The 22,811-nt window shown below is 73.1% G+C and carries 16 protein-coding genes; 8 read left to right on the top strand and 8 right to left on the bottom strand.

Annotation, left to right across the window (positions count from 1 at the left end; genetic code table 11):
* Window positions 1–351: 351 nt before the first annotated feature.
* Window positions 352–1,464, bottom strand: coding sequence for an ROK family protein (locus ACZ6S4_RS24580; RefSeq protein WP_465477138.1), 1,113 nt, complete (start codon window positions 1,462–1,464; stop codon window positions 352–354).
* A gap of 46 nt (window positions 1,465–1,510) precedes the next feature.
* Between ACZ6S4_RS24580 and ACZ6S4_RS24575 the strand changes: the two genes are divergently transcribed.
* Entirely contained in the window at window positions 1,511–2,713 is a 1,203-nt protein-coding gene (locus tag ACZ6S4_RS24575; RefSeq protein WP_465477137.1) for an MFS transporter, read from the top strand.
* Here the strand turns inward: ACZ6S4_RS24575 and ACZ6S4_RS24570 are convergent.
* Together ACZ6S4_RS24570 and ACZ6S4_RS24565 are read right to left on the bottom strand one after the other, a co-directional pair.
* Window positions 2,622–3,377 carry a response regulator transcription factor gene (locus ACZ6S4_RS24570; RefSeq protein ID WP_465477136.1) on the bottom strand — a complete coding sequence of 252 codons (756 nt, stop codon included), beginning with the start codon at window positions 3,375–3,377 and terminating at the stop codon, window positions 2,622–2,624. The genes ACZ6S4_RS24575 and ACZ6S4_RS24570 overlap by 92 nt on opposite strands.
* 221 nt (window positions 3,378–3,598) lie before the next feature.
* Complete coding sequence (locus tag ACZ6S4_RS24565) at window positions 3,599–4,747, bottom strand: sensor histidine kinase (protein ID WP_465477135.1); 1,149 nt, start codon at window positions 4,745–4,747, stop codon at window positions 3,599–3,601.
* Between the two features lie 155 nt (window positions 4,748–4,902).
* Between ACZ6S4_RS24565 and ACZ6S4_RS24560 the strand changes: the two genes are divergently transcribed.
* Window positions 4,903–5,628: an ABC transporter ATP-binding protein gene (locus ACZ6S4_RS24560; RefSeq protein ID WP_433722762.1), complete on the top strand. Its 726-nt coding sequence runs from the start codon at window positions 4,903–4,905 to the stop codon at window positions 5,626–5,628.
* A complete protein-coding gene (locus tag ACZ6S4_RS24555; RefSeq protein ID WP_465477134.1) occupies window positions 5,622–7,868 on the top strand; it encodes an FtsX-like permease family protein in 2,247 nt (748 codons plus the stop codon). The genes ACZ6S4_RS24560 and ACZ6S4_RS24555 overlap by 7 nt, the downstream gene beginning before the upstream one ends.
* Window positions 7,869–7,873: 5 nt before the next feature.
* Here the strand turns inward: ACZ6S4_RS24555 and hisC are convergent, their stop codons facing one another.
* The 4 genes from hisC to hppD all read right to left on the bottom strand — a co-directional run bounded on the left by hisC (window position 7,874) and on the right by hppD (window position 12,201).
* The gene (gene hisC / locus ACZ6S4_RS24550; protein ID WP_465477133.1) at window positions 7,874–8,950 is read right to left on the bottom strand and encodes a histidinol-phosphate transaminase; all 1,077 of its coding nucleotides are present in this window, start codon (window positions 8,948–8,950) and stop codon (window positions 7,874–7,876) included.
* Window positions 8,947–9,567 (bottom strand): RDD family protein, encoded by a 621-nt coding sequence (locus ACZ6S4_RS24545; RefSeq protein ID WP_465477132.1) that lies wholly within the window; start codon window positions 9,565–9,567, stop codon window positions 8,947–8,949. The genes hisC and ACZ6S4_RS24545 overlap by 4 nt, the downstream gene beginning before the upstream one ends.
* Before the next feature lie 794 nt (window positions 9,568–10,361).
* Complete coding sequence (locus ACZ6S4_RS24540; protein ID WP_465477131.1) at window positions 10,362–11,036, bottom strand: RDD family protein; 675 nt, start codon at window positions 11,034–11,036, stop codon at window positions 10,362–10,364.
* Window positions 11,037–11,046: 10 nt separating this feature from the next.
* On the bottom strand, window positions 11,047–12,201 hold the full coding sequence (hppD, locus tag ACZ6S4_RS24535; RefSeq protein ID WP_465477130.1) for a 4-hydroxyphenylpyruvate dioxygenase: 1,155 nt from the start codon (window positions 12,199–12,201) through the stop codon (window positions 11,047–11,049).
* An 88-nt stretch (window positions 12,202–12,289) separates the two neighbouring features.
* On the opposite strand from hppD, the gene ACZ6S4_RS24530 reads away from it, so the two are divergent.
* From ACZ6S4_RS24530 to ACZ6S4_RS24520, 3 genes are all read left to right on the top strand, one after another.
* Window positions 12,290–12,775 (top strand): Lrp/AsnC family transcriptional regulator, encoded by a 486-nt coding sequence (locus tag ACZ6S4_RS24530; RefSeq protein WP_465477129.1) that lies wholly within the window; start codon window positions 12,290–12,292, stop codon window positions 12,773–12,775.
* A 63-nt stretch (window positions 12,776–12,838) separates the two neighbouring features.
* Entirely contained in the window at window positions 12,839–14,155 is a 1,317-nt protein-coding gene (locus tag ACZ6S4_RS24525; protein WP_465477128.1) for a PQQ-binding-like beta-propeller repeat protein, read from the top strand.
* A gap of 59 nt (window positions 14,156–14,214) precedes the next feature.
* Window positions 14,215–15,882: a fumarate hydratase gene (locus ACZ6S4_RS24520; RefSeq protein WP_465477127.1), complete on the top strand. Its 1,668-nt coding sequence runs from the start codon at window positions 14,215–14,217 to the stop codon at window positions 15,880–15,882.
* A 10-nt stretch (window positions 15,883–15,892) separates the two neighbouring features.
* On the opposite strand, the gene ACZ6S4_RS24515 is transcribed toward ACZ6S4_RS24520, so the two are convergent.
* A complete protein-coding gene (locus ACZ6S4_RS24515) occupies window positions 15,893–16,414 on the bottom strand; it encodes a hypothetical protein (RefSeq protein ID WP_465477126.1) in 522 nt (173 codons plus the stop codon).
* Window positions 16,415–16,791: 377 nt separating this feature from the next.
* On the opposite strand from ACZ6S4_RS24515, the gene ACZ6S4_RS24510 reads away from it, so the two are divergent.
* Window positions 16,792–19,767, top strand: a complete 2,976-nt coding sequence (locus ACZ6S4_RS24510) for an AfsR/SARP family transcriptional regulator (RefSeq protein ID WP_465477125.1) — start codon at window positions 16,792–16,794, stop codon at window positions 19,765–19,767.
* Window positions 19,767–22,790: an AfsR/SARP family transcriptional regulator gene (locus ACZ6S4_RS24505; protein WP_465477124.1), complete on the top strand. Its 3,024-nt coding sequence runs from the start codon at window positions 19,767–19,769 to the stop codon at window positions 22,788–22,790. The genes ACZ6S4_RS24510 and ACZ6S4_RS24505 overlap by 1 nt, the downstream gene beginning before the upstream one ends.
* The last annotated feature ends 21 nt before the right edge of the window (window positions 22,791–22,811 follow it).

The following is a 22,811-nucleotide window of genomic DNA, read 5'->3' as shown; positions in this document are numbered from 1 at the left end:
TGGCCTTGCCGGTCTGCTGGCCTTGCCGGTCTGCTGGCCTTGCCGGTCTGCTGGCCTTGCCGGTCTGCTGGCCTTGCCGGTCTGCTGGCCTTGCCGGCCTCGCTGGCCTTGCCGGCCTCGCTGGCCTCGCTGGCCTCGCTGGCCTCGCTGGCCTCGCTGGCCTCGCTGGCCTCGCTGGCCTCGCTGGCCTCGCCGGCCCGCTGGCCTCGCCGGCCCGCCGGCTCGCTGGCCTCGCCGGCCCGCTGGTCTGCTGGTCTCGCCGGCCCGCAGGTCTCGGGCGGCCTGCTGGTCTGCCAGCCTTGCCGGCCCGCAGGTCTCGGGTGGCCGTCCGCCGGCTCTTGCTGGGCGTTCTCAGACCAGCCGGGTCAGCAGGGCCGTCCACGCCTCCTCCGCCGCGCCCGCGATCGGGCCGTCGTCGCCCAGCAGTGCCGGCACCACCGGAGGCGGTGCCGCACGCCGGAAGCTCATCAGGCCCGCCTCGTAGGCGCTCAGCAGCTGCTCCGGCGCCGCGGCGAGCAGATCGACGCCGAGGCCACCCAGCGTGACCAGGTCCGCGTCCAGGCCGTTGACCAGGCCCGCGATGCCCCGGCCGAGGGCGGTTGCCACGGTCGCGGCGGCAGCGGCCGGCTCGGGCTCCGGCGAGGTGATGATCCGTCGGGCGTACGTGATCGGGTCGCGCGGCGGCTCGTGGCCCAGCAGCCGGGCCAGTGCCGAGCCGTCCACGGCGGTGCCCCAGCAGCCGTACGCGCCGCACGGGCAGCGCACCGCGGCGTCACCGAACGGCATGTGCCCGAACTCGCCGGCCGCACCCAGCGCGCCGATCAGCACCTTGCCACCGTCCACCACCGCGCCGCCCAGGCCTGCCTCGATGCGCAGGTGCAGGGCGACCGCCGCACCGACGGCCATCCCGCGCCGGGACTCGGCTGAGGCGGCCAGCGTGGCGTCGTTGCCGGCCACGAAGATCTCGGCCCGGGGCCAGGCCACCGCCAGGTCGACGTCGTGCCAGCCGAGGTTGCTGGCGTCCAGCATGAGGTCGCGGGAGACGGTGCCCGGCACGGCGATCCCGATGCCGCGGATCCGGTCGCCGTACTCGTGCCGCAGCCGGCGGACCGCCGCGCCCAGCGCCGCGACCACCTCGTCACCGGCCCGGCCTGCAAGCTCCTCGCCCGCGGTGGCCAGGATGCTGCCGCCGAGCTCGACCACGTCGACCCGCCAGGACTCGTGGGTGATCGAGGCGGCCGCGATCAGCGGGCCGCGGGGGTGCGGGATCAGGGCGGTCGTCGGGCGGCCCCGGGCCCCGCTCGGTGCGGTCGGGCCCTCCGCGAGCAGTTCGGCCTGCCCGAGGCGGCCCACCAGCTCGGTGGTCGCGCCGGTGCCGACGCCGATGAGCCGGGCGGCGTCCGCCCGGGTGACGCCGGGACGGGCGTGCACCACCCGCAGCAGCTCGGTTGCGCGCGTCGGCACAGCGTTCCCCCTTCATTTGCTCGGATCAAGAGCATATTGTCGTGTGGTGAGTCAGCACCGAGGTGGACTGATCGTGCTCAGCGCTGCCTGCTTCGTCTACGTCACCGCGGAAACGCTCCCGGTCGGATTGCTTCCGCAGATCGCCGACGGCCTGGCGGTCAGCGAGGCAGACGTGGGCCTACTGCTGACCAGCTACGCCGTTGTGGCGGCGCTGACCACCATCCCGCTGACCGCGCTCACCATGCGGATCCCGCGGCATCTGCTCATCGCCGTGACCGTGGCGATATTTGCAATCTCCCAGCTCATCGCCGCTTTCGCGGGCTCGTTGCTCATCCTCACCCTGTCGCGTCTGATCTGTGCGGTGGCCCACGGCGTCTTCTGGTCGACGATCGCCCCGGTGGCGGCCCGGCTGGTGCCACCGGACCGGGCCGGACGCGCCACCGCACTGGTTTTCCTCGGCAATTCGCTGGCCATCGTGCTGGGCGTGCCGCTGGGCACGGCCCTGGGCCAATGGCTGGGCTGGCGGGTGGCACTGGCCGTGCTGGCGGTGGCCGGCGCGGCGTGCGTGGTGGCGCTGCTGATCGTGCTGCCGAAGTTGCCGGCGCTGCCCCAGGACCTGACCGTGCGCGCGGCGGCCCGGCTGAAGGCGTCGGTGCGGATCATCCGCAACGGGCCGGTCGCGGCGGTCTGCCTGAGCACGGTGGTGCTGGTGATCGGGCACTTCGCGGCGTACACCTACATCGCCCCGCTGGTGCGCCGCGACGGCGGGCTGGAGGGCTTCGGCCTGAGCGCCCTGCTGCTGGGATACGGCGCAGCCGGCCTGATCGGCAACGCGATCGTCGGCCGCTTCGTGGACCGGCGGCCCGGACCGCTGCTCATCACGCTCATCGTCCTCATGGCCCTCTCGCTGGCCGTGCTCGTGCCCGTCCTCGGCGCTGCCCCGACCGTGCTGGCCGCGCTGATCTGGGGCGGCACGTTCACGGCGATCCCGGTGGTGCTGCAGGCGGCGATCCTGCGGGTCGCACCACTGGCCCGCGACGCCGCCTCGGCCGTCTACGTGGTCGCCTTCCAGATCGGCATCGGCGGCGGCGCCCTGCTCGGCGAACGCTTCGTCTCCGCGGGCCGGCTGGGATGGCTGCCGGCGCTGGCCGCGGTGCTCACCGCGGTCGCCGCCCTGACTGTCCTGGCGGCTCGGCGGGCCTTCCCGGTGCGCGCCCCGGTGCCGGAACAGGCCCCGGCACCGGTCTGACCAGCCCGGTCTCGTACGCCACGATCACCAGCTGAGCCCGGTCCCGAGCCTGGAGCTTGGCCAGCAACCGCCCGATGTACGTCTTGACGGTGGCGAGACTCAGCCGCAGATGCTCGGCGATCTCCGTGTTGGACAGGCCCCGGCCGACCAGCGCGAGCACGTCACGCTCGCGGTCCGTGACACCGGTGAGCGAATCGGCCGGCTCGTTCGCCGACTCCGCCAGCCCGGTGAAATGGGTGATCAGCCGCCGGGTGACCGTGGGCGCCAGCAGGGCTTCACCCGCGGCGACGACCCGGACGGCGGCCACCAGATCGGCGGGCAACACGTCCTTGAGCAGGAAGCCGCTGGCCCCGGCGCGCAGCGCGGCGAAGACGTACTCGTCCAGGTCGAAGGTGGTCAGGATCAGCACCCTGGTGTCCGGCGTACCGGGCGAGCCGGTGATCAGCCGGGTCGCCGCGATGCCGTCGAGCTCGGGCATCCGGATGTCCATCAGGACGACATCGGGCTGCTCGCGTCGGGCCAGGGCCACGGCCTCGTTGCCGTCGGCGGCCTCGCCCACCGCGACGAGGTCGGGCGTGACGTCGATGAGCAGGCGGAAACCGGCGCGCACGAGCGCCTGGTCGTCCGCGATGAGCACGCGGATCGGCTCGCTGCGGGCGCTCATGCCGGCCGCTCGTAAGGGATCGCCTGCCGGGCGCTCATGCGGGCTGCTCGTAGGGGATCGCCTGCCGGGCGCTCATGCCGGCCGCTCGCAGGGATCTCCAGCCGGGCGCTCATGCCGGCCGCTCGTAGGGGGTCGCCAGCCGGGCGCTCATGCCGGCCGCTCGCAGGGGTCGCCAGCCGGGCGCTCATGCCGGCCGCTCGCAGGGGTCGCCTGCCGGGCGCTCATGCGGGCTGCTCGTAGGGCAGGGTCGCCCGGACGCGGAAGCCGCCCCGGTCCCGCGGGCCGACGGTCAGCGCCCCCGCGTGCATGGCGACCCGCTCGCGCATGCCGGTCAGGCCCGCGCCGTCGATGGCCGGGCGGCGGGCCGGCGCGCCGTCGTTGGTCACCTCCACGCGGAGCTCGCCCGGCACACCCTCGACGTCGACGCGGCAGCTGGTCGGGCCCGCGTGCTTGACGACATTGGTCAGGGACTCCTGCACGATGCGAACCGCGGCCAGCGCGACGCCCTCCGGCACTTCGCAGTCGCCGCGCACGTCGAGCCGCACGTCGATCCCCGCCTCGGCGGCCCGGTCGGTCAGCTTCCGCAGCTCGGCCAGGGTCGGCGTCGGGGCGAAGTCGGGCTCGGTCCGCAGGGCGCCGACCGCGCGGCGCAGCTCGGTGAGGGCATTGCGACTCGTCGCCGCGATGACGTCCAGGGCGGCGCTCGCCTCCGCCGGCCGCTCGGCGGCGACGTGACTGCCGATCGCCGATTTGACCGCGATCACGGTGAGGCTGTGCCCGACGATGTCGTGGATCTCGCGGGCGATCCGCAGCCGCTCCTCGGTCACCGCCTGCGTGGTCGCCTGCGCGGCCGTCCGGGCCGCATGGGCCCGGCGTTCGCGCAGCGTCCAGCCGAGCAGCCAGCAGACGCCGAACACCAGAACGACGAGAGCCACCTCGAGGGACCCCGGACCGTCGGCGGAGTCGCCGGCGACCACCGTGGCCGCCGCTACCAGGGCGGCGCCGGCCACCAGAGTCACGACCGCGCGGCGGCCGGGAACCTGCGCACCGACCGAATACAGCGCGATGCCCGCCGCCAGCACCGGCCCGGGGAAAGCGAAGTCCGGAACCAGGCCGGTGGCCAGGCAGACCGCCGCCGCGCTCAGCACTACTGCCGCGGCACCCAGCGGCGCGAGCCGGCGGACCGCGAGTGGTGCACCCATCGCCAGACTTGCGACAAGGGTGACCCAGGCGGGCTCGCGGGGGCCTGCGGCCGGCGACTCGACAGCCGAGAGCAGGCACACGAGCGTGACCGCGGCGGCCAGGGCGGCGTCGAAAATCCGCCGCTGGACCGGGCCGGGTCGCCAGAGCAGGAAGGGTGGGACAGGCACGTTCCCGACCCTAGCGGCGCCGGGCTGCGGGGTCGTCGTCCCTGAGTCGTCATACCTGAGGATGAAGCGGCGGCCGGCCGTCCTGCCCAAGGAGGACTCAAGGTGTCGTCCTGAGCATGACGACGGGCCGCAGCGGAGCCGACATTGTTTTCGCCATGGCCGTTTCCCTCCGCGACGTGCGGATGATCTACCGCTCGGGCACCCGGCAGGTGCTCGCCCTCGACGACGTGAACGTGGACTTCCCGCCCGGGACGTTCAGCGCCGTGATGGGGCCGTCCGGCTCCGGGAAGTCGACGCTGCTGCACTGCGCCGCGGGGCTGGACCGCCCGACCGGCGGTGTGGTCTCGATCGCCGGCACACCGCTGGGCGACCTGGACGAGACAGCTCTGACCCGGCTGCGCCGCGACCGGGTCGGCTTCATCTTCCAGGCGTTCAACCTGGTCTCGTCGCTCAGCGCGGCGCAGAACGTGGCGCTGCCGCTGCGGCTGGCCGGCCGTCGCCCGGCTGCCGGTGAGGTGACCGCCGCGCTGGGCGCGGTGGGGCTGGCCGACCGGGCCCGGCATCGCCCGAGCGAGCTCTCCGGCGGTGAGCAGCAGCGGGTGGCGATCGCCCGAGCGCTGATCACCCGCCCGGCCGTGGTGTTCGCCGACGAACCGACCGGTGCGCTCGACACCCGCACCTCCCGGCAGGTGCTCGACCTGCTGCGCGCGCTGGTGGACGAGCACGGCCAGACGATCGTCATGGTGACCCACGACCCGGTCGCCGCGGCGATGGCCGACCGGGTGCTGCTGCTGGCCGACGGCCGGCTCGCCGGCGAGCTCACCGGGGCCGACGCGGGTGCCATCGCGGCCCGGATGACCACCCTGGAGTCGGCGTGCTGACCCGCGACCGGCTGGGCACGTTCGTCGCCGTGGTGCTCAGCACGGCCATCGTGGCGGCGGCGCTGCTGCTCTGGACGTCCTCCCGGCCCCGGGTTCCGGACCGGTTCGAGGGTCTGCGCGTCGTGGTGCAGAGCCCGGCCGCGACGAATCCGGCTGAGTTCTTCGCCGAGCCGGTGCCGTGGCCGGCTGCCGCCGCCCAGGAACTGGCAGATCGGCTGGGCAGGCTGCCGGGCGTGACGGCTGTCGTGCAGGACCGGCCTTTCTACGCCCAGCCGGTCCGCTCCGGGCGGCCGATCCCCGGCCTGACAACGGGGTACGGCTGGAGCGTGGGCGCGGCCCGGCTGGTCACGGGGACACCACCTACCGGGGAGCGCGACGTGGTCGTCGGCAGTGATCTGCGGGTGCCGATCGGCCACGAGGTCACGTTGCTGACCGCGACCGGTCCGGCCTCGTGGCGGGTCACCGGCCACGTCGAGGGCTCGGCGGTGCTCGTGGCCGAGACCGTCGCGGCCCGGCTGCAACCGGGCGTACGGGCGATCGGGCTCGGCGGCGACCCGGACCCGGCCGCTGTGCGTGCCGTTGTCGGAAGCGCCGGAACGGTGCTGACCGGCGCGGGGCGTGGAGCTCTGGAGCCACGCGCCGACGCCCGTCTGCGCTGGATCGGCACGCAGGTGCTGACCGCGACCGTGGCACTGGCCGGCTTCGCCTGCGTGTTCCTGGTCGCCTCGACCTCGGCCTTCGGGGTAAACCAGCGCCGCCGGGAGATCGGGCTGCTGCGGGCGGTCGGGGCGACGCCGCGGCAGATCCGGTCCACTCTGTACCGGTCGGCCCTGCTGGTGGGCGGGGTGGCCGCAACGGTTGGCGTGGCGCTGGGCGCGGTGCTGGCGGTGTCGCTGGACGGGTTTCTCGTCGACGCGCGCTTTCAGCCGGTCGGCTTCACCGTGCACTGGGAGCCATGGGCCCTGGCCGTGGCCTTCCTGGGCGGGCCGTTGGTGTCGTTGCTCGGTGCGGCGGCCTCGGCCCGCCGGGCATCACGGATCGGCCCGTTGGAGGCCCTGCGGGTGGCCGAGGTCGAGGACCGGCCGATGTCCCGCCCGCGCTGGATCGCCGGCCTGACGGCAGCCGCGATCGGTGCCGCCGCCGGCGTTTACACCACAACCGCGGCGGACGTCACCGACATGGCGCAGTTCGCGCTGCTCGGCGCCATGGCCCTGGTCGTGGCGGTGGCCCTGCTGGCTCCCGCGGTCGTACCGCTGCTGGTCCGGCTGTTGCTGTGGCCGGTCACCGGCATCACCGGATCGCTGGTTCGCGAGAGCGCCCTGACCGGGGTCCGGCGCACGGCCTCGACCGCCGCCCCGGTGCTGCTCACCGTGGCCTTCGGGGTCTTCATCACCGGCACGGTCCAGACCTCGACGGCGGCCTACGCGGTCCGCCGGGCCGCCACCGTGGACACCGGAGCCGTGCTGATCCCGAACGGCATGCCGGGCCTGACCGACGCCGCGGCCCCCGGCGCGCCGCTACCGACCCAGGTGTACGTGGCCGGCGCGTCGGTCAATGCCGTCGGGCTGCCCACTCAGTCGCCGGGTACGGCACTGGTGAGCCCGGACGCTGCCGGAAAGTTCGGCGACAGCGTCACGCTCACCTACGCGGACGGGGTGCGGGAAACGCTCCGGATCACCGGCCGAGCAACGGCGGGCCCGATCCCGGCGGAGCTCGTGCTGGCCCGTGATGTCGTCCGCGAGCATGACAAGTCAGCGCTGGCCCCGGCCGCGTTCACCGCCACGGCCGCCGCCACACCGGGGGCGGAGCTGGTTTCCGTGGCCACGTACGCCGGCCGGGCCGACGCGGAGGAGGACCGCCTGGTCTGGTCGTTCACGCTGCTCCTGCTGAGCATGTCCGCCGGCGCGGGAGCCCTGGCTGTGGCGAATACCCTGCTCATGTCCACCCGCCACCGCGTACGCGACTACCGCGTCCTGCGCCTGGCCGGAGCGACCCCACGCCAGGTGGCCCTCACGGTGGCCCTGGAGTCGACCCTGGTCGTGACGATCGGATCGCTGCTGGGCGGCGCGACCGCGATGCTGGCCCTGCTCGGCTCGGCCGGCTCCCTGGCTGCCCAGGTCGGCGCCGAGATCAGCGTGATCGTGCCCTGGCCGCTGATCTCGGCGATCGTCGCCGCGTGTCTCGTGCTCGCTCTGGTGGCGAGCACGCCGTCCGCCCTGCGCGCCCGGCCCTCGACATGAAACAGCTACAGAGCTGCCTCGGCGGCCGCCAGGAGAGCGTCGTTCTCCTCCGGCGTGCCGATGGTGATGCGGACACCGTCGCCCGGGAACGGCCGAACGATCACGCCCTGCTTTTCGCACGCCGCGCCGAAGGCCATCGCCTGGTCGCCCAGCGGCAGCCAGACGAAGTTCGCCTGGCTGGCCGGGACATCCGGGTACAGCTTGCGCAGCGCCTCGGTGACCCGCTCCCGTTCGCTGATCACCAGCGCGCAGCGGCGGACCACCTCCTGCTCGGCGTTCAGCGCCGCCAGCGCCGCCGCCTGGGCCACCAGGCTGGTCGAGAAGGGAGTCAGCACCTTGCGGATCGCCGCCGCCACCTCCGGCTGGGCCACCAGGTAGCCGATCCGGAGCCCGGCCAGGCCCCATGCCTTGGACAGCGTGCGCAGCACGACCACGTTGGGCCGGTCGCCGTAGGTCATCAGGCCGTCCGGGACCTGGTCGTCCGTGACGAACTCGCGGTACGCCTCGTCCAGGACCACCAGCACATCCGACGGTACGGCGTCCAGGAACCGGTCCAGTTCCGCCTTGCGCACACTCGTACCGGTGGGGTTGTTGGGGTTGCAGACCAGCACCAGGCGGGTCCGGTCGGTGATCGCCTCGGCCATCGCCGTCAGGTCGTGGCCGTGGCCCGGGGTGTTCGGCACGCGGATGCTGGTCGCGCCCACCCCCGCCGAGATGATCGGGTACGCCTCGAACGACCGCCACGAGTAGACGATCTCGTCGCCCGGCAGACAGGTCGCCTTGGCCAGGTGCTCGGCCAGCGCCACCGAGCCGCAGCCGGTGACGATCCGGTCGGGGCTGACGCCGTACCGCTCGGCCAGGCGGTCCCGCAGCTCCAGCACACCCATGTCGGGGTAGCGGTGCGACTGGGTCATCGCCGCCGCCACCGCCTCCGGTACGCCGGGCAGCGGCCCGAACGGCACCTCGTTGCTGGCCAGCTTGATCGCCTCGGCGATACCCAGCTCACGGGCCAGGTCGGCGACGCTGCGGCCGGGCACGTACGCCGGCAGCGCCTCCAGGTCGGCGCGGGTCAGCCTGCTCATCTCTTCCCTCCGGTGGAGTCGTCGGCGTTCTCGGGCGCCTTCACGTGCTGGTCCCGATGGCCGGGTGGCACGGCGACGACCACTGTCGCGGCCGACTTGTCGTGCAGGGCCTGGCGAAGTTGCTGATCGAAGAGCACCGAGCCGGAGTCGACGAGCTGCGCCACGAAGCCCAGCCCGTAGCAGCTCCACAGCGGCGTCCACATGCCGAGCCGGGCCCACCGGCCGAACGCGCGACCGAAGCCGAGCGGTTCCGTGTTCTCCAGCTTCACGACCTTGACCTGCAGCAGCCGCTTACCGAGGGTCTGGCCGCTGTTGGCCAGCGCCGGCACCTCGTAGGCGAACCACAGGGCGGTGGCTATGACGAGCATGGTCAGGATCAGATAGCTGGAACGGGCCGAGGCGGGCTGCGGGCTGGTGAACGGGTCGGCCATGGTGGCGCGGAAGATCGGCTCCACCTCGAGCCACCACTGGTACGCCAGCCAGCCGTTGACCAGCACATTGAGGATCAGCACGGCGACGATGTCGATCAGCCGGGCGACCAGGCGGCGGCCCAGCCCGGCCAGGGGCTGGCCGTGCGGGCGGGCCTGCACCTGGTAGGCGTAGGCGTGCGGGGGCACCCAGCCGGGTGGCGGGGCCCAGCCCGGGGGCGGGACCCAACCCGGTGGCGGGGTCCAGCCTTGCGGAGGCGGCGGCCAGCCCGGCGGCTGATTTCCGGTCCACGGCGGTGAGCCCGCAGCGGCCGGGGAGCCCGGCGACGAGGAAGGATTCCCGGCGGTTTGGATGCCCGCTGAGGACTGGGGGTCCGCCGGAGGCGGAGAACCGGGCGGCGGCGTCCATCCGGGCGGGGGCGTCCAGCCGGGTGGGGGCTGGCCGTAGCCCGGCGGGGGCGTCCAGCCGGGTGGGGGCTGGCCGTAGCCCGGCGGCGGCGTCCAGCCAGGCGGCGGCTGGCCATACCCCGGCGGCGGCGTCCAGCCGGGCGGCGGCTGATATCCGGCGGGCGGCTGGCTTCCGGCGGGCGGCGTCCAGCCCGGCGGCGGCCCATAGCCCGGCGGCGGAGCACCCCAGCCGGCAGGCGGCCCGGCGGCCGGCCATCCCGGCTTCTGCTGCGCGGAAGCGCCCGGCGCGCCCGGCGCACCAGGCGCACCCGGCGCACCAGGGGCACCAGGGGCACCAGGGGCACCAGGGGCACCAGGCGCACCAGGCGCCACACCGGAGCCGCCCGAAGCAGCACGAGCCGACACAGCCCCACCCGGAGCCGCAGGCGCGGCCGGCTCAGGCTCCTCGGCCGGCGGTGGGCCGTCGGGCGGCGTCACGTCGGCCGGCAGGGCCTTGCCGAGCCAGCCCTCGCCGTCCCACCAGCGCTGGGTTGTCGGGTCGGCCGGGTCCTTGTACCAACCGGCGGGCAGCGAAGTCATGGGGCAACCTTTATCACGACGGTCTTGGCGACCTTGTCGTGCAGGGTCTGCTGGTAAGGCTTGTCCCACAGCTGCCAGAGGCCGTCGGCGTAGTAGAAGAGCGGCACGACGGTGCCCGCCACGAATTCGATCAGGTACCGCTTCGCGGCCATGCCGCGGGTCAGCGTCGCGCCCGGTTCGAACGGCACGACCTTGATCTTCATCAGTTTCTTGCCGAGCGTCTGGCCGCTGCGGTACATCATCTCGACGAAGTAGATGTAGTAGCCCGCGAGCAGCACCAGGACCAGTCCCAGCTCGATGAGCAGCAGCGGCAGGAAGAAGTCGGCGATCACTTCGTCGGGCGTCACGCTCGTCGTGGTGCCGGTCACCGAGTCGGTGAGGTCCGGCATCAGCACGAAGAACGCGCCGAAGAGCACCGGGACGAAGATGACCATCGCGATGCCGGTGAGGATCGAGGTGTCGATGAGGTGGGAGAGCAGCCGGGTGCCGAAGTCCGCCAGCGGCCGGCCGTCGGGCGCGAGCGGCACGGGCGGTGGGCGCCACCCGTACTGCTGGGGTGGACCGTAGTGCGGCGCGGGGCCGTACGGGGTCTGCGGCGGCACCGGGGCGCGGACCGGCCCACCGGTGGGCGGGCCGGCCGCGGCCGCGGCGTCGTCGTTCGCTTGCGTCACGGAGACAGTGTTACAGGTTTCCGCGCAGCTCTTGCTCCCGCTCGATGGCCTCGAACAGGGCCTTGAAGTTGCCCTTGCCGAAGCCGAGCGACCCGTGCCGCTCGATCAGCTCGAAGAAGACCGTCGGGCGGTCCTGCACGGGCTTGGTGAAGATCTGCAGCAGATAGCCGTCCTCGTCCCGGTCGACCAGGATCTTGCGCTTCTTCAGTTCCTCGATCGGAGCCCGCACCTGACCGATGCGCGCCCGCAGCTCCGGGTCGTCGTAGTACGAGTCCGGCGTGTCGAGGAACTCGCAGCCGGCCGCCCGCATCGCGTCGACGCTGGCCAGGATGTCGTTGGTGGCCACCGCGACGTGCTGGGCGCCGGGGCCGCCGTAGAACTCCAGGTACTCGTCGATCTGCGACTTGCGCTGCGACACGGCCGGCTCGTTGAGCGGGAACTTGACCTTGCGGGTGCCGTCGGCGACGACCTTCGACATCAGCGCGGAGTAGTCGGTGGCGATGTCGTCACCGATGAACTCGGCCATGTTCGTGAAGCCCATCACGCGGCCGTAGAAGGCGACCCACTCGTCCATCTTGCCGAGCTCGACGTTGCCGACGACGTGGTCGACCGCCTGGAAGAAGCGCTTGGGCTGCAGGCCGGCGTCGATCGCGGGCTGCCGGTCGACGATCGGGCCGCGGGCCACGAAGCCGGGCAGGAACGGCCCGTCGTACTTCGAACGGTCGATCAGGGTGTGGACGGTGTCGCCGTACGCGGCGATGGCGGCGAGCCGGACCGTGCCGTGCTCGTCGGTGAGGTCGTGCGGCTCGCTGACCGAGGTGGCGCCGGCGGAGAGGGCGTGCTTGTACGCCGCGTCCACGTCCGGCACGGCCAGCGCGATGTCGAAGATGCCGTCGCTGTGCTTGGTGACGTGCCCGGCGAGCGGCGCCCCGGCGTGCACCGCCCCGGTGATGACGAACCGGGCCGAGCCGCTGACCAGCACGTATTCGGCGTAGTCGCGGAAGCCCTGCTCGGGACCGCGGTAGGCCACGCAGGTCATCCCGAAGGCGGTCGAGTAGTAGTGGGCGGCCTGCTTGGCGTTGCCCACGAGGAACTGGAGGTGGTCGACGCCCTTGACGGGGAAAACGTCGACGGTCTCGGTGGCGGTTTCCAACATCTGCGTCATGTCCAGAGGCTGGCCCTCCGTCGCCTGCTGGGCAATAGTTGGATTTGCTGCTGGTCAGTCTGCACATTCGGTAGAGTGCTGAGGCACTATGGCTGGACAAGATGTGCAGTTGGACGCGCTCGACGGCAAGCTCCTCGCGCTGCTCGCGGCGGAGCCCCGGATCGGGGTGCTCGAGCTCTCCCGCCGGCTTGCCGTGGCCCGCGGCACGGTCCAGGCCCGGCTGGACAAGCTGATCGCGCGGGGCGCGATCCGCGGCTTCGGCCCGGACGTCTCGCCGGCCGCGATCGGCTACGGCGTGATGAGCTTCGTCACCCTGGAGATCAGCCAGCGGTACGGCCACCCGGCGGTGACCGCGCACCTGGCGGACATCCCGGAGGTCCTGGAGGCGCACACGATCACCGGCAGCGGGGACCTGATGTGCCGGATCGTGGCCCGGTCGAACGCCGACCTGCAACGGGTCATCGACGAGATCGTCACCTACGAGGGGATCCTGCGGGCGTCGACCATCATCGCGCTGGCCGAGCAGATCCCGTACCGCACCATGCCGCTGGTCCGCGCGGCAAGTGGGGCATAAGCCCGCGACACGGGCCTTTCGGGCTGGCGGTCGAGGCCTGTCGATCTCGTTACCGTGTCCGACGTGGCTTCCGGCGGATCGGCGAAAGGCTACGCGCTGGTCGGCGTCGTGGTCGTCGTCATCCTGGCCACCACCGGCGTGTGGAACCCGTTCCCGAAGATCTGGTCCTGGATCAACCAGAGCGACCCGATCGCCGAGGGCGTCGCCACCTGGCAGACCCCCATCGGTGGGTCACCGCGCAGCGTCACCATCAGCGGCGGTGCTGTCGTGGTCGAGTACAGAACGTCCGTCGAGGCGTACGGGATCACCGCCGGGGTCCGGCTCTGGAAGTCGGACGCCGACTGGGCCGGCGTCGCCGGCGGCGACAGCGACGCGGTCGTGGTCGTCGGGCGCCTGCTGACCAAGGGGTACGAGGTCCTGGACCCGGCCACCGGCGCGGTCCGCCGCCGCGACACCCAGGCCACCGCCGTGTGGACCTACACCGACGCGATCCTCGACCTGCGCTGCCCCAAGGCCGGCGAGTGCGAGCTGAGCGCCTGGGAGCCGCGCGGCAGCAAGCCGATGTGGACGATCGGCACCCCCGGCATCGGCTTCGTGCTGGACGCCGCCAACCCGGACCTGCCCGACACCCAGCCGCTGGGCTCGGCACAGATCGACAGCCGGGCGGCCGGGCCGAGGCGGCTGCCCAACCTCGTCGGGTTGCCCGGCGACGGCAAGATCGACGTGATCGACACCGCCCAGGGCCGGGTCGTGCAGACCCGAACCCCGGCCCGGGACCAGCGCGTCGCCGTGGTCGGCAGCCGGGTCCTCACGGTCACCGGCCAGGCCCGCGACGGCACCTGTTACTACGGCGTCATCGCGCACGACCCGCCCAACGGCCGGCCGGTATGGCAGCGGGACGGGCTCAACCTGCGGACCGCCGACAACGGCTCGTCCTGCAAACAGGAACGCGACCCGGCCGGCGGGGACGAGGTCGTGCTCGGCGTCGACCCGGTCGGCCGCCGGGAGCTGATCTCCGCGCACGACGGCCGGGTGCTCTGGCGGGGCGAACGGGGGCAGGACGTCCTCGCCGTCGACGACCGGTACGCGCTGGTCCGCACCGAGGACAAGCGGACGCTGGTGGCCCGGTCCTTCAGCCGGGGCAAGGTGGCCTGGCGGCGGGGGATCACCGCGGACACGCAGGCCGCGCTGACGCCGTACGCGGCGGTGGTGGCCCAGCGCAAGCCGGCCCGGGTGATCGCGCTGAGCCCGCGTACGGGTGGGGTGCTGACCGAAGCGCGTACCGATGCGAAGGTCTTCGCGGTGGGACCGGGGGGCCTCATCCTGGTCGCCGGGCGGGACATGGCGTACCTGCCGTTCGGCTCCTCGCCCGCACAGTGATCGACCCGTGACCGTGCTGGTTCGCACCTCGTACGGGCGCTGGCCTAGGCTTGCCCGTCATGAGCAGAGCCGCCGCTTTCTCGTACTCGCCACTGTTGCCGACGGGTGACGACCTGACCGAGTACCGACTCCTGGCCGACGAGGGTGTCGACGTGGTCGAGGGGCCCGGCGGCCGGCGGTTCCTCACCGTCGACCCGAGCGTGCTGACGCTGCTGACGGCCGAGGCCATGCACGACATCGCGCACTTCCTGCGCCCGGCCCACCTGGCCCAGCTGCGGTCCATCATCGACGACCCGAAGGCCTCCCCGAACGACCGCTTCGTGGCCCTGGACCTGCTGCGCAACGCCAACATCGCGGCCGGCGGCGTGCTGCCGATGTGCCAGGACACCGGTACGGCGATCGTGATGGGCAAGCGCGGCCGGCACGTGCTGACCGACGGCACCGACGAGCAGGCCATCGCCCAGGGCGTCTACCAGGCGTACACCCGGCTCAACCTGCGCTACTCGCAGCTGGCGCCGCTGACGATGTGGGACGAGCGCAACACCGGCTCCAACCTGCCGGCCCAGATCGAGCTCTACGCCGAGGACCCGGGCGGCCAGCCGGACGCGTACAAGTTCCTGTTCATGGCCAAGGGCGGCGGCTCGGCCAACAAGTCGTACCTCTACCAGGAGACCAAGGCGCTGCTGAACCCGGCGCGGATGATGGAGTTCCTGGACGAGAAGCTGCGCCTGATCGGCACGTCTGCCTGCCCGCCGTACCATCTCGCGGTCGTGATCGGCGGCACCAGCGCCGAGTACGCCCTCAAGACCGCCAAGCTGGCCAGCGCGAAGTACCTGGACAACCTGCCCCGGGCCGGCTCGATGTCCGCGCACGGCTTCCGCGACGTCGAGTTGGAGGCGGCCGTCCTCGAGCTGACCCGCGACTTCGGCATCGGCGCGCAGTTCGGCGGCCGCTACTTCTGCCACGACGTCCGGGTGATCCGGCTGCCCCGGCACGGCGCGTCCTGCCCGGTGGCGATCGCGGTCTCCTGCTCGGCCGACCGGCAGGCGCTGGCGAAGATCACCCCTTCGGGCGTCTGGCTGGAGCGCCTCGAGCCGGACCCGGCCCGCTACCTGCCCGACGTGACCGACGACAACCTGGAGACCGACGAGGTCGTCCGGGTCGACCTCAACCGGCCGATGGCCGAGATCCGGGCCGAGCTGAGCAAGTATCCGGTCAAGACCCGGCTGTCGCTGACCGGCCCGCTGGTCGTCGCCCGCGACATCGCGCACGCGAAGATCGCCGAACGCCTCGACGCCGGCGAGCCGATGCCGCAGTACCTGCGCGACCACGCGGTCTACTACGCGGGCCCGGCCAAGACCCCCGAGGGCTACGCGTCGGGCTCCTTCGGCCCCACGACCGCCGGCCGGATGGACGCCTACGTGGAGAAGTTCCAGGCCGCGGGCGGCTCCCTGGTGATGCTGGCCAAGGGCAACCGCTCCGGCCAGGTGACCAGCGCCTGCCAGAGCCACGGCGGCTTCTACCTGGGCTCGATCGGCGGCCCGGCGGCCCGGCTGGCCCAGGACTGCATCCGCCACGTCGAGGTCCTGGAGTATCCGGAGCTCGGCATGGAAGCGGTCTGGAAGATCGAGGTCGAGGACTTCCCGGCCTTCATCGTCGTGGACGACAAGGGCAACGACTTCTTCGCCGAGGTCACCAAGCCGGTGCTGAGCATCGGCCGGCGGTAGAGCCGGCCGCTCAGCTGCCGCAGAGACCGGCCACCGGGTCCATCCAGTCGGGCATCTTGGTCGCCAGCGTCCGGTCCAGGTCCTTGGTGGTCTTCACCTTGTCGAAGAGGGCCTTGTCGTCGGCGCTCTTGGCGAACTTCGTCGCCGACACCGCGCCCGCCTGCTTGAGCTCGGGGTTCTCGGCGTCCGCGGTCGCCTTGCGCACCTTGGCGGCGACCTCCTTGAGCTCCTTGCTGGCCGACTTGCGGGCCTGCTCCGCCTCGGGGGTCTGCTTCGCCTCCTTGTAGGCGATCATCTTGCCCATCGCGGTGCCGAACTGGGCCACGTCCGCGTCGAAGACCTTGGTGAGCGTCGCGCAGACCTTGCGGTCGCTGGCTTCGTAGTCCGGCTCCGGCACGGTGCTGGTCACCGACGCGGGCGCCTCCGCCACAGGTGCTTCGGCGATCGGCTCGGCGCCGTTGTCGTCGCTGCTGCAGGCGGCCGCGGTGAGCAGCACGCAGGCGATCCAGACAGCGGTGAGGGCGGTTCGCATGACAAAGATCCTGTTCGTCGGGGAAGTCCAAACCCCTGGCGACGATACGTTCCGGCCCGGGTGACGTCCAACCGGCGTCCGGCGCCGGAACGCGAACAGCTCGTCCGCGACATTGTCGCGGACGAGCTGAACACCCCCCGTAGGGCCGTTCCGCTCCTCTGGGGCGATGTAGGACATCGGAGCGGAACGGCCTGCCGCAGAGCATGACGCGGGGCGCTCTCGTTCCGCTGTCGTTCCGCTCTCGGCGCGGGCCGGTCCGCGAGTCGGATTCGGCTATGGTCGATGCCGATCGACCTCCGGAGATGAGGTGTACCTCCTGTGCGACCAGGCCTGCGTCCGACCCGCGCGGACCGCCGGGTCAGCCGGCGGTGGTGCACGTGCTGCTGACGTTCCGCATCCTGGGACCGCTGTCCGTGACCGCCGACGGGCGCGAGATGGCGATAACCGCAGGTCGTGACCGGGTCGTCCTGGCGATGTTGCTGCTGCGACCGGGCCGGATCGTGGGTGTCGGCGAGCTGATCGACGCGGTCTGGGAAGAGCGGCCACCTGCCACGGCACGCGGACAGTTGCAGACGTGCGTCTCCCGGCTGCGCCGGACGTTGCCGCCGGACCGGATCCTCACCGATCCGGCCGGGTACGGGATCAGCATCGACGGGGCCGCCCTGGACGCCGCCGAGTTCGCCCGGCTGGTGACCGCGGCCGGCGCGGCGGACGAGCCCGATGACGCCCGCAAGCTGTTGCGGGAGGCCCTCGACCTGTGGCGCGGCCCGGTGCTGGCCGGCATCGACAGCCCGATGGTCCGCCGGCAGGCGTCGGTCCTGGACGAGCAGTACGCGATGGTGCTCGAGGACCGGATCGACCTGGACCTGGCCGGTGGTCACGACCGCGACCTGGTGGCGGAGCTGACCGGGCTGGTCGAGCAGTTCCCGCTCCGGGAGCGGCTGCGCACCCAGCTGATGCTGACGCTCTGTCGGGTGGGCCGGCGGGCGGATGCGCTCGCGGAGTACCGGCGGGCCGTGGCGCTGTTCCGGGCGGAGCTCGGCATCGAACCCGGCCCGGCGCTGCGTGACCTGCACCAGCGCATCCTCGCCGGCCGGGTCGAGGCGTCGGGCCCAGCCCCGGCCGGACCGGTCGACAGCGTGCCCCGGGCCGTCGGCGACTTCACCGGCCGCGAGGAACTGGTGTCCCGCCTGCTCGCCGCCGTCGGCGCCGCCGATCCGGGCCGGCCGCAGATCCGGGTGCTGGACGGGATGGCGGGCAGCGGCAAGACGACGCTCGCCGTCCACCTCGCCGGCCTGGTCCGGGACCGCTTCCCGGATGCCCGGCTCTTCATCGACCTGCACGGGCACAGCGCCAGCCGGCCGGTCGAGCCGGCCGCCGCGCTGGTCACTCTGCTGCGCCAGCTCGGGATGGCGGCCGACCGGATCCCGGACGACCTGGATGAGCGGATCCAGCTGTGGCGGGCCGAACTGGCGCGCCGGAGGGCTCTGGTCGTGCTGGACAACGCTGCCTCCACCGCCCAGGTCGTGCCGCTGTTGCCGGCCTCCGGCCGGGTTCTGGTGCTGGTCACCAGCCGGCGCCGGCTGATCGGCCTGGACGCGGTGCGGCCGGAATCGCTGAGCGTGCTGTCCGAGCCGGAGGCGGTCGCCCTGCTGGCCCGCATCGTCGGTGACCGGGTCGGCGCGGAGCCGGCCGCCGCCGCGGAGGTGGTCCGGCGATGTGGTCACCTCCCGCTGGCCATCCGCCTGGCAGGGGCGCGACTCGCCCACCGGCCGCGCTGGCAGGTGGCCGACCTGGTCGGCCGGCTGGGCGAGTCGGCGCTGCCCGAACTGGCCGCCGAGGACCGGACGGTGGCCAGCGCGTTCGCCATGACGTACGGGCAACTGCGCGCGCCGGTCCAGCGGGTGTTCCGGCTGCTGGGCCTGCACCCGGCCGAGCGGTTCGGCGCGCTGTCGGTGGCCGCGCTCAGTGACCTCCCGCTGCGCGACGCCCAGGACGTGCTGGACGACCTGGTGGACGTACACCTGGTCGACGAGCCCGCGCCCGACCGTTACCGGCTGCACGACCTGGTCCGCCAGTACGCCGCCACCCTGGCCGCCCACGTACCGTCCGCCGAGCGCCGGACCGCGCTCCGCGGTCTCGTCGACCTGCACCTGCACACCACCGCGACGATCAGCCGGGACGGCGAGATCGAGGTCGCCCGGCACGACTACCCGGATGCCGAACCGGCGCGGCCGGACCTGGTCAGCCGGGCGACGGCGGATCCCCAGTGGCTGGAGTGGCAACGGCCCGACCTGGTGGGGTTGGTGTCGGCCGCGGCCCAGGCCGGCTTCCCGGAGCGTGCCTGGCAGTTGGCCCGGGTGAACTGGAAATTCCTGCACGAGCGCAGCTACACCGACGACCTCATCGCCGTCCTGTCGCTGGGCCGCACGGTAGCGGAGGCGGCCGGCGACATCCGTGGAGTCGCCGCCACCAACAACTATCTGGCCGCCGGCTACTACCGGAGGGGACGGCACGAGGAGGCGCTGCGACTCGTCGACGCGGCGGTCGCCCGGGATCAGCAGTCCGGCAACGTCCTCGGTGAGTCGCGCAGCCGGGCCAACCGGGCCGGCATCCTGATGCGGCTCGGCCGCAGCGAGGAGGCCCTGGCCGACGCGGCCTGGGCCAATGCGGCCGGGATGCGCAGCTCCGATGCCAAGGGGCGCAGCTCGAGAATGGTCAACCTGGCCATCATCACGTTCTCGCTGGGCCGCAACGACGACGCCTTGCGGCTGGCCCGCCGGGGACTGCTGACAGCGATCGAGTCGGGTGACAACCGCCGGCTCTGCAACGCCCTGGTGACCGTGGCGCAGATCCGTCAGGTGCTCGGCGCCACCGGGCCGGCCGAACGCCTGCTGCGGGCGGCGCTGCACACCGCGGTGCGCGTCGGTTACCGGGTGGGCGAGTGGGAGGCCCGCAACGAGCTCGGCCGGGTGGCTCAGGCCCAGGGCCGGTACGCGGAGTCGGTCGCCCATCACACGAAAGCCCTGGGGCTCATCCGCGAGCGGGGTGCTGACCCGGCTCTGGTCACGGCGTCCAACGATTTCGCCGCCGCGCTGCTGGGCAGCGGGGATCGGGCCGGCGCCCGGGACAGCTGGCTGTCCGCTCTGTCCCTGGCCCGGCGGACGGCGATGCCGTACGAGCAGGCCCGTGCGCTCGCCGGCCTGGGCGAGTGCGCGGCGGCCCAGGACCAGGAAGCCGCCCGCCGGTACTGGCAGCAGGCGCTGGACATCTTCGAGCGGATGAGCTCGCCGGACCGGTTCGACGTCGTACGGCAGCTGGCCGGGCTCGACGGTGCACGGGGCCGGCGCTGATGCGCTTCGGCATTCTCGGGCCGCTGTCGGTGACCGCCGCCGGGCGTGAGGTCGCGATAACCGCCGGCCGCGACCGCGTGGTGCTGGCGATGCTGCTGCTGCACCCGGGCCGGATCGTCGGTTTCGAGGAGCTGATCGACGCGGTGTGGCCGGACCGGCCGCCGGTGACGGCGCGCGGTCAGCTGCAGACCTGCGTGTCCCGATTGCGCCGGACGCTGGGGCCGGACGTCATCCGCACCGACCCGGGCGGTTACGGCATCGGGTGCGGGGACGAGGACCTAGACGCTGCTGTCTTCACGCGGATGATCAGTCAGGCCCGGGCCGTGGCCGCGGGCGGGGACGCCGCGGCGGCTCGCAAACTCTTCCGGGAGGCTCTGGGGCTCTGGCGCGGGCCGGTGCTGATGGGCCTGGACGTGCCGGCTGTCCGGCAGCGCGGCGCGGTGCTCGACGAGCAGTACGCCTCGGCTGTCGAGGACCGGGTGGACCTGGACCTGGCCGCCGGCCGGGACCCGGATCTGCTCGCCGAGCTGACCGGGCACGTCGAGCGGTTCCCGTTGCGGGAACGGCTGCGCGCGCAACTGATGCTGGCGCTGCACCGGGCCGGGCGCCAGGCCGGAGCCCTGGCCGAGTACCGCCGTTTCCGCGAGCTCGTGCGCGAGGAACTGGGCATCGAGCCGGGTGCGGCCCTGCAGGAGGTGCATCGGCAGATCCTGCTCGGTGAGCCGGCCGCCCCGCAGCGGCCCGCGCCCGGCCCGGAACCGGTGGACAGCCTGCCGCGGGTGGTCGGTGACTTCACCGGCCGGGACGAACTGACCGGCCGCCTGCTGGCGACCATGGACAGCGCCGGCCCGCTGCCCGCCGTCCGGGTCATCGACGGGATGGCGGGCAGCGGCAAGACGACTTTCGCGGTCCACCTCGCCGGGCTGCTCCGGGGCCGCTTCCCCGATGCGAGCCTCTTCGTCGACCTGCTGGGTCACAGCGATGAACGACCCCTGCGCCCCGAGGCGGCCCTCGTGACGCTGCTCCGGCAGCTCGGTGTGCCGGCCGACCACATCCCCGACCACCTGGACGAGCGCATCCGGCTGTGGCGGGGCGAGCTGGCCACCCGCCGGTCCATCGTCGTGCTGGACAACGCCGCCTCGACGGCCCAGGTCCTGCCGCTGCTCCCGGCGTCCGGCCGCACGCTGGTGCTGATCACCAGCCGGCGCCGGCTGGCCGGGCTGGACGGCGTGCAGCCCGAGTCGCTGCCGGTGCTCGACGACGCCGAGGCGGTGGCGCTGCTGGCGCGGATCGTCGGGGCGCGGGTCGCCGCGGAGCCCGAGGCCGCCCTCGAGGTGGTCCGGCGTTGCGGGCGGCTGCCGCTGGCCATCCGGCTCGCCGGTGCCCGGCTCGCCCACCGGCCCCGCTGGCAGGTCGCCGACCTGCTGCGCCGGCTGGGCGACGCGGTGCTGCCCGAACTGGCCGCCGAGGACCGTACGGTGGCGAGCGCGTTCGCCCTGTCGTACGGGCAGCTGCCGGAACGGGCGCAGCGGATGTTCCGGCTGCTCGGGTTGCACCCCGGTGAGCGGTTCGAGGCACTCGCCGCCGCGGCGCTCGCGGACGAGCCCTTGGCGTCGGCCCGGGACCTGCTGGACGACCTGCTCGACGTGCACCTCGTGGAGGAACCCGAGCCGGAGGTCTACCGGCTGCACGACCTCCTGCGCGAGTACGCGGCTGTCCTCGCGGCCGACCTGTCCGCCGAGGACCGCCGGGGCGCGGTGGCCCGGCTCCTCGACTTCCACCTGCACGCGTTCGTGGCGGCGATCGACGGCCCGCAGCGCGCGGTCACGATGGCCGACCTCGATCTCGGGTCGCCCCGCCGTCCCGATCTGGCCGCCGCTCTCGCGGACCCCGTCGCCCACCTGGAACGCGAACGGCCGAACCTGGCGGCGTTCGCCGCGACCGCGATGGCCGTCGACCAGCCGGAATGGGTGTGGCGATTGCCGCGGGCGGCCTGGCGGTATCTCTACTCCCGCGGCTACGTGCCGGAACTCGACCTGTTGCTGCGCCGTGGGCTGAAGGCGGCCCAGCAGTTCGGCGACGAGCCGACAGTGGCCATGTGTGCCAACTATCTGGCCTCGTCGGCGCAACGTCTCGGTCGCCGGGACGAGGCCCGGGCCCTGCTGGAGCTGGCCGTTCGGATCGGCCGGAAGCTGGGCGACGATCGTGGGGTGTCCCGGTCGATGGGCAACCTCGCGGTCATCGAGGAGACGGAGGGCCGCTTCGCCGAGATGATCGTGTTGTCGGAGGAAGTCCTGCGGATCGGCATGCGCACCCCGGAGGAGCGGATGGGCCTGGCGCTGCGCCGTAACGCGATCGGCATCGGGCACGCCCGGCTCGGCCGGTACGGCCCGGCGCTGCACAACTTCCGGCTCCGGCTGCAACTGGCGATCGAGATGCGCGACTCCGTCGGGCTGGCCTCGGTGCTGCACTCCATCGGCATGATCAAGTGGCAGGCCGGCCTGGCCACCGTCGCCACCGCGCGGCGGATGGTCACCGCGGCTCTGCGGCTGAGCAGCTCGGCCGGATACGCGATGGTCGAGGGGCAGGCGCTGGCCGACCTGGCCCGGCTGGAGCACGCCGAGGGCCGTACCGGACCGGCACTCGAGCTGGTGGCGCGGGCGATCACCATCGCCGAGCGCATCCGCCACGAACGGTACGAGTCGCTCTGCCGCACGTACCGCGGTGAGTTCCTGCTTGCCGTCGGGGAGGTCGGCGCGGCCCGGGAGAGCTGCGAGGACGCGCTGCGGCTGGCCCGCACGCGGTTCCCGTACGAGTGGGCACTGGCTCTGTCCGGCCGGGCCGCGGTCCATCTCGCCGAGGGCGACCCAGGGTCCGCCCGTCGGCTCCTGGAGCAGGCGCTGGCCATGTTCGCCCGGATGGGCGTGCCCGAGCGCCACGACGTCGAACGGCGGCTGGCCGGGCTCGACAGTGGCCCGGATCAACTGCGGACCCCGGCCGGCGGGGGCAGGATGGAAGCGTGACGACGACTGACGAGAGTGGTT

Source organism: Actinoplanes sp. NPDC051405 (assembly GCF_055586185.1).
This window is presented reverse-complemented; position numbering and strand designations above follow the sequence as displayed.